Raw genomic sequence first — 14,700 nt, forward strand, 5'->3', positions numbered from 1 at the left:
CTTCATGAGTTAAGTTTGATGTGTTAGTTCAACGTTTCTGTGTTACCAGCCCTTGTTCTGCTCCAGTGCGTCGTACTTCAGCGTCTCGGAGTAGGGGATGGGACCAAAGTTCATGTAGTCACGGTAGCTGCGTGCCTCGACTTCAAACGGAGTGTAGACACCGCGGCTGATGCGGATACCCATGGCGGGCTCGTTGATGTCGAGCTGCCAGCGGCGTACGTCCCAGAAGCGGAAGCCCTCGAAGCAGAGCTCCAGGCGGCGTTCGTTGCGGATGAGCTCACGCATCTTGTCCTTGTCGCCCTTGATGCTCTCCAGGTAGGCATCGCCGTTGTCGGTTCCCACGCCGGCACGCTGACGGATGGCCTTCACGACATCGTAAGCGGAGAAGCCGTATTCACCGGTTCCCTGCGGACCGTATGCCTCGTTGGCGGCTTCGGCATAGTTGAGGAAGATTTCGGTGTAGCGGATGCGGGGCACGTAGTGTGTCTGGCCGTTGTGGCTACCGCTGGCGTTGAGCACGACATCTTCACGCAGGTGCTTGCGGAGGTAGTATCCGGTACGGGTGGAGTGACCCTGTTCGCGGTTCAGACCGTCGTTGTTCGAGGTGTTGTCGACGCTGGTGTCGATGACAGTGTTGTTGTTGCCCATGGTGCTGCCGTTGTACACGATGTAGAGGCTCAGACGAGGGTCGCGGTTCGCGTACGGGTTTTGGTCGTCATAGCCGCTGTTGGGGTCGTCGATGGGGTAGCCGTTCGCCATGGGGAAGGCATCCACGAGGTTCTGCGTCGGGTTGATTTGTCCGCCTCCCAGGATGCTGGGCGGGAACTGGTTAAGCTCCAGGCTGTAGTCATTGGTGACTTTGCCCTGACGCCAGAGCATCTCCTGCGGATTTTCACCCGCACCCAGTCCGTCGATTTCCGAACTGTTCTTGTACCAGGTGTTACCGGTTGCCGACAGTCCCGACACGCCACCGATGAGGTTGAGCAGTTCGCCGTTGTAGCGTGCGGCGTCTGCCCAGGTTACGGTTGTGCCCGAGGCGAAGGCAGGGCTGGCAGCCAGCAGGGCAGCCTTGGCACGGAATGCCATGGCGATGCGTCCGCTCATGCGGGTCTTGAACTCGTTGCCGAAGACACGGTTGAAGTCATAGAACGAGACACCCATCTTCTGATAGTACTCCGGCATCTCTTCGTCAGACGACAGGGTCTGATAGTCGAGCGGCAGGATTTCTACGGCGGCGGCAACGTCGTCATAGATGGCCTGGATACATTCGTCGAAGGTGTTGCGCGGGCGGTTGAAGTCGCTCGTGGCAGTCTCCATCTCGTTGACTAAGGGGACGCCCAGCAGACGTCCGTCGTCAGTCCAGCCGGCATGTGCCTGGAGGAGGTAGAACATGTTCATGGCGCGCAGACCGTAGGCTTCTCCCTTGAGGCGGTTGCGGAACAGGCGGTTTATGGTGGAGTCCTTGGCAAAGCTGGTTTGTTCCACTTCGCTCAGGAACATGTTGATGTACTGGATGGCAGCCTTGCAGCCGTCCCACTGGTTCACGGGGTTGTTGTTCGCCGTCCATGAGCCGGTCGCCATCAGCAGGTAGGTATTGTCCGTCTGGTTGGTCACGGCATCGTCGGTAGCGACGTCATTGAACGATTGTGCGTTGTAGGGGTTGCGCGTATAGGCATTGGCCAGGATACCCTCGGCAAACTGAGGGTCTGTCCGTCCGTCTTCCAGTTGCTTGATGTTCTCAACGGCAGGGGTGAACAGATCGTCGCATCCGGCTGTCAGGGCGGCAACCGCCAAGCATATGAATAATGTCTTTTTCATGAATCTAAGTGATTAATCAGTTAAAAACCAATTTTGAAACCGATGTTGTAGAAGCGGTTCTGCGGGGCGGCACTCGTGTTCAGTTCCAAGAGCTTGCGTTCCTTGGCAATGGTGAACACGTTGCTGGCGTATGCATAGACCGACAGGCTGCGTACCACCGAGCCCTGGAAGAGCGAGCTGGGCAGGTCATAGGTCAGCTGGAGCTTCGAGAGGTTGAAGCGGTCGTTCTTGTACATCCAGAAGTCCGAGTTGCGGAAGTTGTGCGTGTTGTTCTGGGTGGTCAGGCGCGGATAGGTGGCTGTCGATGCCGTTTCCGGTGTCCAGCGTCCACGCACCACTTCGGAGTACTTGCGGTCACCATATACCCAGTAGTATTCGCTGCTCTTCATGGCTGCTGCGCCGAAATAGCCGCTGCCGGCTGCGAAGAGGGTGAAGTTCTTCCATTTCACGGTAAAGTTGAGACCCAAGGTGAAGGGGGAGCCCCACACTTCGCCCAGGTAGACTTCGTCCTTGTCATCGATGACGCCGTCGTCGTTCTGGTCGACATACTTCAGGTCACCCGGCTTCACTTCGCCAAAGGTCGATTCGGGGGAGTTGGCGATGTCGGCTTCGTCCTTGTAGAAGCCGTCGGTCACGTAGCCCCAGATACCGTCGGTCGGTTTGCCCTCGCGGTAGCGGTAAGCCTCTTCATACATCTCATCGACCTTGGTGTTTTCGCTGGTGTAGTAGGTTCCCGTCAGGCCGACGCTCAGGTCCACCTCACCGAACTTCTTGTTGTAGTTGACGGCAAAGTCGAAACCGGTGCGCGAGTTGTTGTTGTAGTTGACATAGGGAATCAGCGTAGTATTCTCAGGCCAGTAGGAGAAGAAGTAGTTGGGGAAGGCGTTGCGTGCCTGTACGGGCAGACCTTCCACGCTGTTCATGAAGAACGATGCGTCGAACGACACCATCTTGTTCCACAGCGAGCCGCGCAGACCGACGCTGACCTCCTTCCGTTGGATGAAGTCCAGGTTCGGGTTGGCACCGCGGCGTGATTCGGTAGCCTGGCTTTGGTTACCGTCAGCCCATGTCCACCAGGAACCGTTGGACGAGTCGTAGGTTGACTCATACATGTAGTAATCGGTGAGGTCCAGGTCGGTGTTCAGGATGGAGGCGGAAGCCGTCAGCATCAGGTCGTCCACCACGGGCGAGTCGTTCAGGAAGTTCTCCTTTGACAGACGCCAACCCAGGGTGAGCGAGGGCGAGAAGGCGTTGCGGTTGTTTTTCGGCAGACGGGCGGAGTGCACCAGTGCGCCGCCGAAGCTGGCGTAGTACTTGTTCTGGTAGTTATAGTCGAGCTGGAGACCGAGGTTGACATTGCTGGTCTTGTGATAGACGGCAGTCTCGCCCCGTTGCCATCCGGCTGCGATGAGGCTGGCAGCCACGTTGTGGTTGTCGCCGAAGCGGTTCTGGTAGTCGAACTGTGCCGAGAAGGTCATCGTCTGGCGGTCGTAGCTGTCAGCGACGTGCTGCGTTCCGTCGTGGGTGTCCTGTCCGTACTGGGTCAGTCCGATGATGACATCCTTGCCGTTGACGTTACCCCACTGCGGCTCGTAGGTGGCGTAGCTGTTGCCGTAGTAGTGGTTGTAGGTCGTGGCGTAGTCGATGGCGTACATCGTCTTGAACGAAAGTCCCTTCAGCACCATCGAGAGGTCGACGTTCACACCCAGGTCGAACTGGTACTGACGGCTGGTGTAGGTGTTCGTTCCAGCCACGAGGAGGTTGGCAAGCTCGTTGGTCTGGTCGAGCGACGTACCACCCAGGAGGTACTTGCCGTCGATGAGGTACATCGATGAGTTGACATAGTCCCATGCCGTCTTGTCGTTGGGCATCAGCATGTCAATGGGGATGAGCGGGGTGATGCGGTTGGGGCGGAGCGAGCCGGCTGCCGTCCAGAAGTTGCCGCGTGCGCCCTGTCCGTCATAGAATGTGGCGTTGGCGTCGGCGTAAGCCTGTACGTATTCGCCCAGGTCAACATCGATGTTACCACGGACGCTGAAGCGGGTAGTATGGTCGTTGTCCGCCTCGCCGAACTTCACCAGCGAACCGATGTTGTAGAAGTTGATGTTCGTGTAGAAGCGGGCGCGTTGCGAGCCGCCGGAGATTTCCGCCGTCACGTCCGACTCGTTGTAGGCCTTCTTCAGGTACTCGTCCGAGTAGAGGTTCACGTCCGGGTAACGGAAAGGATTGGTCTTGTTCGCCGTGTGATAGATCTGGGTGTCCGTGTAGGTCGGGTCCAGTCCGTCGTTGAGGCGTGCCTCGTTGTAGAGTGTCATGTATTCGGCTGCACCCAGGTACTCCGGATAGCTGATGGGCACGTGGAAGCCCGTGTTGCCCCGCACATCGATGCGGGTCTTGCCTGCCTGTCCCCGTTTGGTGGTGATGTAGATCACACCGTCGGCGGCACGGCTTCCGTAGAGGACCACAGCCTGTGCACCTTTGAGGAAGGAGATTTGTGCGATTTCAGACGGCAACACGTTGTTGGCGTCACGGGGTACACCGTCCACCAGCACGAGATAGCTGTCCATGCCCCAGAGGTTGCTGCCGTTCCATCCGCTGACGTAGCTCTGCATGTCTGTCAAGCTGTAGCTGCCGATGTAGTTCTTCTCCATCAGCTTCTCCACGTTGACGAACGAGACACCTCCCAGCAAGTCGTTCTGATTGACTTTTCGATAGGCCACTTGCACCTGCTCACCTTCGGCGTTGGCGGTCAGTGAGTCGAGCTGGGCGACCGGTGCGGCGGTCTCGGCTTCCTGAGCCTGCGCGTACATGAAGGCGGCGGCAAAGGTCATACATAAAACAGGTCTTATTTGTATGTGTTTCATCTTCTTTGTGTTTTTAGTCGTTCATACTCACCGATTACCATCCGGGGTTCTGGTAGAACTCGGGATAGATGGTCACGTCGTTGGTCTTCAGAGGCATCCAGTAGTGCTTCTCCGAGAGGTTGCGTCGCAGGATTTCTTCCTCGCGCCAGTTGGCTACGCGGCTTTGCGTCGGGTCGTCGGTGTTCAGCTCTACACGGTCGAACTCCTGTGAGGTCTTGATGTTGTAGGGGTAGACGGTGAGGAGCAGCCAGCGGCGCAGGTCGTTGAAGCGGAAGCCCTCGTAGGCGAGTTCCACGGCACGTTCGCGGCGGACTTCGCTGTTGAAGTCGTCGAGGTTGCCGGTGTACTTGCTGTTGACGTCAGCCACGCCGGCACGTTCGCGGATGCGGTTGATGGCGTCGACTGCTGTCAGGCTGAAGCCCGGAGCCGAGCTGGTTGCCGAACCGTAGCCGTTGGCGGCAGCTTCGGCGTACATCAGGTAGACGTCTGCCAGACGCATCCAGCTGATTTGGATGGTCAGGGCGTCGCCGTAGTCACGGATACCCTGGTCGTAGTAGTTGACTGCAAGCGGAGTGAACTTGCGCAACAGATAGCCCGTACGGCTCTCGTTCACCTCGTCGCGGTAGTTGCCTCCGGTGTAGAGGTTGGCATACTGGATTTTCTGGTTGTCGCGCTGGTCGGCACTCAGGGCACTCAGGTTCTCGATGGTCTGCACGCCGTCATAGATGAAGTCGTTGTAGAAGCGGGGGTCGCGGTCACGCCACGGATATTCAGGGTCGAAGCCCGAGTCGGGGTCGTCGAGCGGAAGTCCGTTAGCCATACCGAAGTAGTTCACATAGTTGGCGGTCGGCGTGAACAGCGTGGAGTTCGTTTCTCCCGACTGGTTGGAACCGACAAACTGAGGACCGAGGCTCCAGCCCGAACCCATCCACCAGTCGTACATCGGGCTCTGGAAGATGGCTTCCGTCGAACCGGGGTTCATGGCGTTCTGCTGATAGGTATAGAAGATGTCCGAGTAGTGGTCGAAGTCTACGAGGGCGTACTGTGTCTGTCCGCTCTCCACCAGCTTCAGCAACTCGGCAAAGGTGTCGGCTGCCTTCTTGCAGTAGTCGGCGTTGTAGGTGCGGCTGCCCTGGGACGCGTAGTTCATCAGCGGACTGCCTGCCCAGAGGTAGTTCTTGCCGAGGAATGCCAGTGCCATGATTTTGTTGATGCGTTGCTGGTTGTTGCCCAACGTGGCAGCTCCGGCGGTCGTTTTGTCCCAGTCGATGGGGAGCAGGTCGGCTGCCCGACGCAGGTCTTTGGCAATGCGGTCAGCACACTCTTGGTAGCTGAGACGCGGGTTGCTCAGCGGTTCGGATGCCGACAGCACGGTGTCGATGTAAGGCATGCCGCCGAAGTACTCGATGAGCATCAGGTGGAACCAGCCACGGAAGAAGTAGAGCTGTCCCTCGATGAGGTTGCGCTCCTCGTCGGTGGCGTTGATGAGCTTGTCAAGGTTTGCCAGGCCGACGTTCGTCTTGCGGATGCCATACCAGGCGAGTGGCCAGAACTTCTTCTGCATACGGTTGGTCGAGGTCGACGAAACATCGCTGCCATCCATCCAGCAGCAGCCCCAGCCGTCGAAACCCGACTGCCAGCCCCAGAAGTCGCCCAAGTCGATCTTGTAGCCCATGAAATAGTCTTTACCGAAGGAGATGATTTCGTCCTCGCCCCAGTTGAAGGAGTTCTGCCAGTAGCAGTGTGCATGGTCGGGGAGGCAGTAGTACAGCTCTTCCGTGAAACCCTGGAAGGTGCGGAAGGTCTTGAAGGCATCTTCTTCCGAAACAGTGCTCTCGTGGGTCTTCTCCAGGTAGTCTTCACACGAAGTCAGACCGAAGGACGCAGTCAGGAGCCCTGTATATAATAAGGTACGTAAGTGATTCTTTATCGTCATGGTGTCTCTAGTTTATAAGGTGAATTTAAGACCAAAGTTCACACGCTTCACCGTCGGGTAAGCGCCTTGCGAAGCCCAGCCCGTTCCGGCAAAGTTCGATTCGCGGTCATCCGGCATCTTGGTGTGTACCCAGAGGTTGTTGCCGTTGACATAGAGCTTCAGGCTCGACAGACCCAGATGGCGGATCCAGCCGTCGGTGAACGTATATGCCAGCTCGATGTTCTTCAGACGGATGAACGAACCGTCGTAGAAGTAACGACTGCCATGGAAGTAGCTGTTGACCGAGGAGCCGAAGCGGGGCGTAGGCACGTCGGGATGCGGGTTGTCCTTTGACCAGATGGAACCCTCGTCGTAGGCAATCAGGCGTTTCTGGTCGAACGTGCTGAACACCACCTGACGGGTCACGTTCGTCACGCCGTAGAACTGCATGAAGAAGCTCCATCCCTTGTAGTCAAAGCCGACTGAACCGCTGTAGGTGTTCTGCGGGTTGCTGGAGAAGCCGTAGGGGATGTTGTCCTCGTTGTTGATGACACCGTCGCCGTTGTAGTCGATAATCTGGTACATGCCCGGCAACTTCTGGTCATCGAGCGCTTCGAAGGCGGTGCTGCCGTAGAGGTCGTCGATGGTCTGCGTGTAGCCATGGTCCACATAGGTGTAGGTCTGGTTGACAGGCTTGCCCTCCTTCTTCTGATAGTACGGCTTGTAGAGTGCGTCGTCGCCGTCGACAACCTCGCTGATGGCGTGGGTCATGTTGAAGTTACCCCAGAGGTGGAGTCCGTTGCGCAAGGTCTTGTTGATGCGCAGCTCCAATTCGTAACCCTTGTTGTCGATGGTTCCCAGGTTTGCCCACGGAGCCTGCGTGATGCCGCCGAAGAACGACGGAGTGGCACGGTTGGCACCCTGGAGCAGGACGTCGGTGCGCCGGTCGCGGAAGATTTCGACGTTACCGGCAAGCAGGCCGCCGAAGAACGAGTAGTCGATACCGAAGTTGAACTTGCGGACTACCTCCCAGTGGATGTCCGGGTTGCCCACGGTCTTCTCGCGGTAGAACGTATAGGGGCTGGCGGCGTTGTAGAGACCCGTGAGGATGTTTCCGCCCGTCTCCCACTGTGTCATGTAGAGCCAGCGGTAGTTGGCATCCCACTCGTTGCCGATTTCGTCGTTACCGATTTCACCGTAAGAAGCGCGGAGCTTCAGCAGGTCGATGAACTTGAGCGGCTTCATGAACTTCTCCTCGCTGATCATCCAGCCGATGGCGCCGGAGTTGAAGAAGGCGAAGCGGTGGTCGCTGGAGAACTTGTCAGAACCGTTGTAGGCGCCATTGTACTCGAAGAAGTATTTGTCGGCATAGTTGTAGGTCACACGGAATGCCCAGTCCTCGCGGTAGTGGGGCACGATGCTGCCTCGTGTACGCTCCTGACGGCTGAAGAGTCCCATCGCCGTCACGTTGTGGTCGCCGAACTGGCGCGCCCAGTCGAGCTGAGCCTGATAATAAAGGTGGCGCTCGGTGGCGTTGTTGTCCACGGTTCCGCCTTCAGCCTTCCAGTTGTTCGTCGGGAAGAAGTCGAAGTTGTGGGTACCCTCGGTGTTCTGATGACTCTCTTCTCCCGTATCCGGGTTGATGTACTTGTAGTCGGCTTTGTCTGTCGTGTTGGCTCCACGGTTGCTCTCCAGGAACACGTTGTCCCAGGAGATGGATGCCCGGGCGCTCAGTCCCTTCAGGATGAAGTCGAGCTTCTGCTCCAGGATGAAGTCGGTGGTCAGTCGGGTCGTGGTCCGTGTGTTCTGCGGAGCCAGGGCAAGCTGTGCCACGGAGTTGTTGTCGTTGTCCGGGCTGTAGCCCCAGGTACCGTCGGAGTATTGCGGCATCATGGCGTTGGGCGGCGTGGTGTACACACTGCCCCAGATGTTGTATTCATAGTCCGTGCGCGGACCCTGCTTGACGCCGTAGGAACCGAAGAGGTTGGTCTTCAGCAAGGTCGTCTTCGTCAGCTGGAAGTCGAGGTTGCTGCGCATGTTCACACGGTCGTAGCCGTAGGTCGTCTGGTAACCCCGTCCATTGTCATACTCCTTGAACAAGTCACCCTCGTGCTGGTAGTCGATGGAGGCATAATACTTCACGAACGACGTACCGCCGCTCATGCTCACGTTGGCGTTCTCCGAATAGGCCACATCCTTGAACATCCAGTCCGCCCAGTCGACGTTGGGGTAACGCTCTGCCTCGGCAAGGTTGGCAGGATGGCGGTATTTGTCCATCTCGCTCTGCGACATCATGTACTGCCAGGAGTCGGGCGTCAGTCCCAACTCATGTTCCACAGCCCGGTTGCGCAGGTCGAAAGAATCATACGAGTCCAGCTTGTTGGGGAGCTTCGAGGGCATCTTCATGGCCATGCTCACCGACGCGTCAATGGTTGCCTTGCCCTCCTGTCCGCGCTTGGTGGTAATCAGGATGACGCCGTTGGCACCCTTCACACCGTAGACGGCGGTTGCCGATGCATCCTTCAGCACGGAAATCGATTCGACCGAGTTCACGTCGATGCCGCTCATGGGTCGTTCCACACCATCGACGAGAATCAGCGGTGAAGAGTTGTTCCACGTACTGATGCCGCGGATGACGATTTGCGGGTCTTCCTCACCCGGCATACCCGTACTGGACATGGTGATGACGCCCGGCAGGTTACCGGTCAATGCCGAACCCAGGTCGGACACACCACCCGTACGTTCCAGGACCTTGGCGTTGGTCTGTGTGATGGCACCCACGACCGAAGCCTTCTTCTGCTGACCGTAACCCACGATGACCACTTCATCGAGGAGCTCGGTGTTGTCGCTGAGCACGACTTTCATCACACCGTTTTTCGGGATACGCAGTTCCTGCGACTGCATGCCGATGAATGAAATGACAAGGAGAGAGTTGTCTTCGGGAACCTTCAGGGTGAAGTTACCGTCGATGTCGGAAATAGTTCCGATCTGATTGTTGCCTTTTACTATGATGGAAGCACCGATGATGGGTTCTCCGTTATCGTCCAAAATCGTACCCTTCACCGTTCGTTGTTGCTGCGCCCACATTGTTGTGCTGCAAAACAACAGGGATAAGCACAAGGCAGGAAATTTCTTCAGTTTGTTACTAACATTTTTCATTAATCTTTAGTTTAGAGATTAAACCAATAATTCATTTCAACCGTGTCCGATTGATTTACTCAAATCCTCCCTCTTGCAGCGAGGAATGTTTCCGTGAGGAAGGTGTCTACCCGTCGTCGTTGATTTTTGCTTTCATGGTTGCGATTATTAAGGAGTGAATAATCAAGTATGTTTTCAATGCGCCATAAACAGGCACGTAGAGCTTCGTGTATGTTTTGTCTCGAAGACTACATCCACGCCGCTCTTTCTGACCCTAAAATTACGTACTGGATGTTAAAGAAGATAAAGAACATGTAACGTAAAACTTCGCCAGTGTTACATATTTATTACTATATACTTTCTCTATGTTTCAAAATTCTTTGATTGTGATACATGAGAATTATGTAAATATTTATTATAGAAATAGTTGAATGTTTATAACGGATATTCTTAAGAAAAAAGAGGAAAAGAAGACTGAAGACTCTTAACAACGGGCGATGTGACAAGTCGGAATGTCAAAATTTGCACCTGTGACGGGGCAGAAAAGAACCTCTTTCTCCGGGGGCAGGCACCGGGGTTGTTGTCATCTTTTTGTATACCTCCAGGCTGTTCGGCGGAAGCACTTCAGGAGCACATCGTCGGCGTGAGGAGGTTCCCGTCCGCTTTTCATCCGGCTTCTGCGGAACAAAATGATGCAATATTTCTCCTTTTGCTTGACAAAACAATCAAAAAGGAGGATTTCGGCTAACGCGTTATTTTGTAAAAACGCGCAAAGCAGGTTTTTTTAAGAATATCCATGCAAAACGAACTGCATGGATATTCCTTCTGAAGGGGAAACATACATATTTATGCACTCAAACACAAGTGCTCAACCTCCCAAACAATATCGTTAACACTCCCAAACAATATTGTTTGGCGGGTGAAACAATATTGTTTGACTCGTCAAACACTTGTGTTTGGCACCTGAATGTCAAGATTGTTCTTTGATTTAACAAATACCTCTTCCGCTTAACATTCATTTACTCCTAGTTAGCGTCAGAAGATGGTGATTCGGGAAGTGTTATTTTGGAATGTTATGGGGTGAATATGCCTTCCAAATGATGGATGTATTGGGATATGTCGCTCAATAGGGTAGGGAGGATGGGAGAGTGGTGTCAATGTGTGTTTGGCGAATCGCCTGAGAATGCCTGTTCTGCGTTCCAACTCGTATTTGGACGCGAGGAAGGGTACTCTCAGGCGATTCGTTTGACACTTTGACATTTTGATTTTCATCGTCGGTGTGTTTCAAGGATGGTGTGCAGCTGTTGTGCCGCCTTCATCTGTAAAGAAGGTAGGAATGTCCGTAATTTGGATACGTCCGTATTTTTTGAAAGGATTTATCTTTGCTATCGAACAAGAATCTACAGCTATGAACAAGTTATTACTGACGCTTGCGGCAATCGTGGCATTCGGCTTCACCGCTTGCGCCCAAAAGAAAGACAATCAGTCTATGGAAACACGTAAAACATTGGTAGCGTATTTTTCGGCTACAGGGACGACAGCCAGGGCTGCCAAGGCGCTTGCCGAGGTCTCGGGCGGCACGCTCCATGAGATTGTTCCCGAGAAGGCTTACACGTCTGCCGACCTCGACTGGCACGACCAGCAGTCGCGCAGCAGTGTGGAAATGAATGACCCGAAGTCCCGTCCGGCATTGAAAGCATCCGGGACAGACCTCTCGGCTTATGAGGTGGTGTTTATCGGTTATCCCATTTGGTGGGACCAGGCACCACGCGTCATCAACACGTTTATCGAGAGTCACGACCTGAAGGGCAAGACGCTGGTCCCCTTTGCCACTTCGGGCAGCAGCGGGATAGGCAACAGTGTGGCTAAGCTGAAACAGAGCTATCCCGACCTGAACTGGAAGGACGGCAAGTTGCTGAACCGCGCAGACCGTGCCACCCTCCAGCAGTGGGTGGAAAGTCTGAAGTGACGGCTTCGGATGAAAGCATGGAGACGCATGTCAAGTTCCGTCGTCAGTCTGTGGCAATACTGTTTTGGGGGATATTGATTGAGATGTGAAAATCATCTGCGCCATGGCTGAACAGGGACTTGCGTGCGTCTCGCTGTTGGGAAAATGAGGTTGTAAGAGCTCTTTATTGTCACACCTCATGAATGATCTCCTCTCAAATCTAGCTTCAGGTCCATCAAGGTCGTAAACCATCCTCTTTCCATAATCATGCAAAATACCTTGTAGAAGTTTAGAAAAGCCTTTTCATCCGTAACGGATGTATGGGATGACATGTTGCGTGCCTCCCGGATTTCCTCCCATTTTTTACATAATCCGGAAGCGATGGCTGCCAACGACTCCGGCATTTGCTTTTGGAAACCTTCCATCAGGAACTTTATGTTTCCGAGAGTCTGTGTGCGGAGTTCATTGTTATGCTCCCTGTCCGCTTCGTTCAAATCAATCTTGTCGGAAATCCTGGCATTATGTCCTGGCTTGACTCGATTATAATAGCGGGGCATTTCGATTCCTTTTTGGCGGCGTATCCACTGTACAATCGAATTATTCAGCTCGATTTCAAGTACTCTGGACAAGCTGCTGATGAGTGCCGAGAAATCCCAGCAATCGCAGGATTCTCTCTTTTCGTATGACAGCAAACGTACATTCTGGGACATATTCGGATGATAAATCTTCACCAGCATCTCATTGAATGTTTTCAGGATGAGTTTTGATTTTTCATCAATTCGGGGGTCTACCTTCACACGTCGGTCTGTCCATTGTGAATCTTCGATAATAATCAAAGAACACTGGAATACCCCTTCCTGTGCCAAACAGTCAGAGTGGTCTTCAGCAGATACACTGAACACATCTTCTGTAGAAAATGGATTAGAGAACGGATTGACTTGCTCGTCCCGCATCCGTTCTCCATAAGACTGGTGAAGTAAATCTTTAAAGAAGTTTCCCATAACCTTATCTGTATCTGCTTAAGGCCTTCTCTGCTTTATCTGCATTCAAGGCATTGGAGGTTATCGTTTCTTCATACCATTTCTTAGCCAGGGTACGGTTGGACTCGGTGCCCTGTCCCAGACGATACATTTCAGCCAGCTCATAAAAGGCATCTGAAGCTCCACCTTCCGCAGCCTGTTTCATATACGAAAAAGATTTTCTGACATTCTTGGTGACTCCTTTCCCCTGCTTGTACATCATGCCCAGATAATAAGCAGCTTCCGCCTTTCCTCCCTGCAAGGCTTTCTCCAGATAGAGTGAAGCCTTTGTATATTCACCTGCAGCATAAGCTTTCTGTCCGAGTTCCAGTTGGCTGGGTGTTGGCTTGGGAGTCTCCACTGTTTTTTCAGCCTTTTCCGTTGTCTTGCTTGCGCCCCTTGATGTTGTCTCCAGGTTCGGTTGGACCGTCGTTGCAGGAGGCGTCTCTTTTTGAGGGGGAGTCTGCTGCATCTCCACAGGCTTCAAGTCCGGTTCCGACTTGGAATCATCTCTGCCATTTCCCCAAAATATCAATCCGGCTATTAAAGCTACGCCAACTGCAATACCTCCGTAAATGAGAAGTCCTTTGTTAACGGGCTTGGATGTGGTATTGGGGTCTATAGGTTCTACTGCCGTTTTTGTTGAGCCTGTCGTTTCAGTAGAAGTCATGTTGTTTCCCGGAGCCAAAGGAGGAATGCCTGCTTTCTGTCCCTCACTTATCCTTTTCTGGTAACACTCACGGCACATCAAGGCATTTTCTACATAGTATTCTTTTGAAATACGTCTTTTACACTTGGGACATACTACGGTGTCAATGATTTGTACCGTTTTGCCGGACAGCTCGCATTGCACGACCTTACGACCTTCGTCTACAATATTATTAATATTGTTGATAGTCGTATTGCTGGTATTTGTAACCGTTCGGTTGTCTACGTTCTGCGCATTGAAGTTATCTCCTCCGATGGTTACCTTATCCCCTTTATGTATCCGGTTATCCGTTTTATTACCTCTCCTTGCAGCTCGGTAGAATTTACTCTACTCCGTATGAAAAGGATGTGGCAAGAGTCAAAATGGCATTATGGTTCAACCAGGTTGAGAAATGGGAATATCCACAATTTAATACCATCATCAAGACTTTTTCCAACCACCATGAAAGAATATTGAACTTCTTTGATGAGAGACTGACCAATGCAGCCGCTGAAGCTTTTAACGCGAAAATCAAACAGCTCAGAGCTACATTTAGAGGGGTGGCAGATACTAAATTCTTCCTCTTTAGACTGGCGAAACTTTTTGCTTGAAATTGTTAAATCCCCAGGAAAACAAACTGAGCCCTTTTATTACAGATTTGGGTAATGTAATAGAAAACAAACTGAACCCAGTTTGTGCCCCCAATTCGGAACCCTTGGAACAAAAGAAAAACGCTAATCATCTTATATTCTAAGCGATTAGCGTTTCTTTCAAAGTGGTGCCACCAGGAATCGTAATCTAACGATAAGTGGCTGAATATCTTTGATGTATCTCTTAGCTAAAGAAGTAATCTCCCGCTATTGCTCCACCGGATTCTTGCAATATTTTGCAGTATCTTGCGGAGTCGATTTCCTATTACAAAAGTATAGAAATAATTTGAAATAGAAATGGATGATATGAATTTACATATCAGAAAATATTTCGTATGTAATTTTTGATCTCATCTATAATTTTTTTACACTTATCTGTATCATCATCTCCTTTCACATTTTCTAAATTTACATACCAATAACAGAATATAGATGGTTCTTCCATAACAGTAAAACTATCGTGAGCTAATTCTGAAAATTTTTTAATTGAATCTCCGAGGGATACATAAATTTCATCAGGATTTATTTTGCGAATCTTAGGTTTAATAGATATTTGAAATATATCATCTTTAGCTAAAGATAATGCTTTCAATACAAAATCTTTGCACTTGTCATTGCATATAGCTTTAATTCGCTTTTCCCTTATTTTCTTAAGATATA

At 52.5% G+C, this 14,700-nt stretch carries 8 protein-coding genes and 1 pseudogene; 2 read left to right on the top strand and 7 right to left on the bottom strand.

The features are described from left to right. Positions 1-42: 42 nt before the first annotated feature. Genes M3087_RS09280 through M3087_RS09295 form a run of 4 tightly spaced genes read right to left on the bottom strand, consistent with a single transcriptional unit; the run spans position 43 to position 9,756 of the window. Positions 43-1,818 (bottom strand): RagB/SusD family nutrient uptake outer membrane protein, encoded by a 1,776-nt coding sequence (locus M3087_RS09280; protein WP_249095204.1) that lies wholly within the window; start codon positions 1,816-1,818, stop codon positions 43-45. 20 nt (positions 1,819-1,838) lie between these two features. Beyond that, positions 1,839-4,682 (bottom strand): SusC/RagA family TonB-linked outer membrane protein, encoded by a 2,844-nt coding sequence (locus tag M3087_RS09285; protein ID WP_249095206.1) that lies wholly within the window; start codon positions 4,680-4,682, stop codon positions 1,839-1,841. Positions 4,683-4,716: 34 nt separating this feature from the next. Then, a complete protein-coding gene (locus M3087_RS09290) occupies positions 4,717-6,618 on the bottom strand; it encodes a RagB/SusD family nutrient uptake outer membrane protein (protein ID WP_249095209.1) in 1,902 nt (633 codons plus the stop codon). A gap of 12 nt (positions 6,619-6,630) precedes the next feature. Continuing rightward, the gene (locus tag M3087_RS09295; RefSeq protein WP_249095213.1) at positions 6,631-9,756 is read right to left on the bottom strand and encodes a SusC/RagA family TonB-linked outer membrane protein; all 3,126 of its coding nucleotides are present in this window, start codon (positions 9,754-9,756) and stop codon (positions 6,631-6,633) included. Between the two features lie 1,387 nt (positions 9,757-11,143). Here M3087_RS09295 and M3087_RS09300 point away from each other — a divergent pair. Next, positions 11,144-11,704, top strand: a complete 561-nt coding sequence (locus M3087_RS09300) for a flavodoxin (protein ID WP_249095216.1) — start codon at positions 11,144-11,146, stop codon at positions 11,702-11,704. A 176-nt stretch (positions 11,705-11,880) separates the two neighbouring features. Here the strand turns inward: M3087_RS09300 and M3087_RS09305 are convergent, their stop codons facing one another. Beyond that, positions 11,881-12,684, bottom strand: coding sequence for a hypothetical protein (locus tag M3087_RS09305; RefSeq protein WP_249095219.1), 804 nt, complete (start codon positions 12,682-12,684; stop codon positions 11,881-11,883). Positions 12,685-12,688: 4 nt separating this feature from the next. Further along, positions 12,689-13,372: a tetratricopeptide repeat protein gene (locus tag M3087_RS09310; protein WP_249095222.1), complete on the bottom strand. Its 684-nt coding sequence runs from the start codon at positions 13,370-13,372 to the stop codon at positions 12,689-12,691. Between the two features lie 341 nt (positions 13,373-13,713). Here M3087_RS09310 and M3087_RS09315 point away from each other — a divergent pair. Next, positions 13,714-14,001 (top strand): annotated as a pseudogene (locus M3087_RS09315) (transposase); the annotation flags it as partial. A gap of 358 nt (positions 14,002-14,359) precedes the next feature. On the opposite strand, the gene M3087_RS09320 reads toward M3087_RS09315, so the two are convergent. Further along, positions 14,360-14,700 (bottom strand): hypothetical protein (locus M3087_RS09320; RefSeq protein WP_249095228.1); only part of this gene is annotated, 341 nt, incomplete at its 5' end.

Source organism: Mediterranea sp. ET5, assembly GCF_023337025.1.
Lineage (GTDB): Bacteria > Bacteroidota > Bacteroidia > Bacteroidales > Bacteroidaceae > Phocaeicola_A.

Excerpts from the sequence above, each read along its gene's own strand:
- M3087_RS09280 (WP_249095204.1), bottom strand. The coding sequence starts at position 1,818 with ATGAAAAAGACATTATTCATATGCTTGGCGGTTGCCGCCCTGACAGCC.
- M3087_RS09285 (WP_249095206.1), bottom strand. The coding sequence starts at position 4,682 with ATGAAACACATACAAATAAGACCTGTTTTATGTATGACCTTTGCCGCC.
- M3087_RS09290 (WP_249095209.1), bottom strand. The coding sequence starts at position 6,618 with ATGACGATAAAGAATCACTTACGTACCTTATTATATACAGGGCTCCTG.
- M3087_RS09295 (WP_249095213.1), bottom strand. The coding sequence starts at position 9,756 with ATGAAAAATGTTAGTAACAAACTGAAGAAATTTCCTGCCTTGTGCTTA.
- M3087_RS09300 (WP_249095216.1), top strand. The coding sequence starts at position 11,144 with ATGAACAAGTTATTACTGACGCTTGCGGCAATCGTGGCATTCGGCTTC.
- M3087_RS09305 (WP_249095219.1), bottom strand. The coding sequence starts at position 12,684 with ATGGGAAACTTCTTTAAAGATTTACTTCACCAGTCTTATGGAGAACGG.
- M3087_RS09310 (WP_249095222.1), bottom strand. The coding sequence starts at position 13,372 with ATGACTTCTACTGAAACGACAGGCTCAACAAAAACGGCAGTAGAACCT.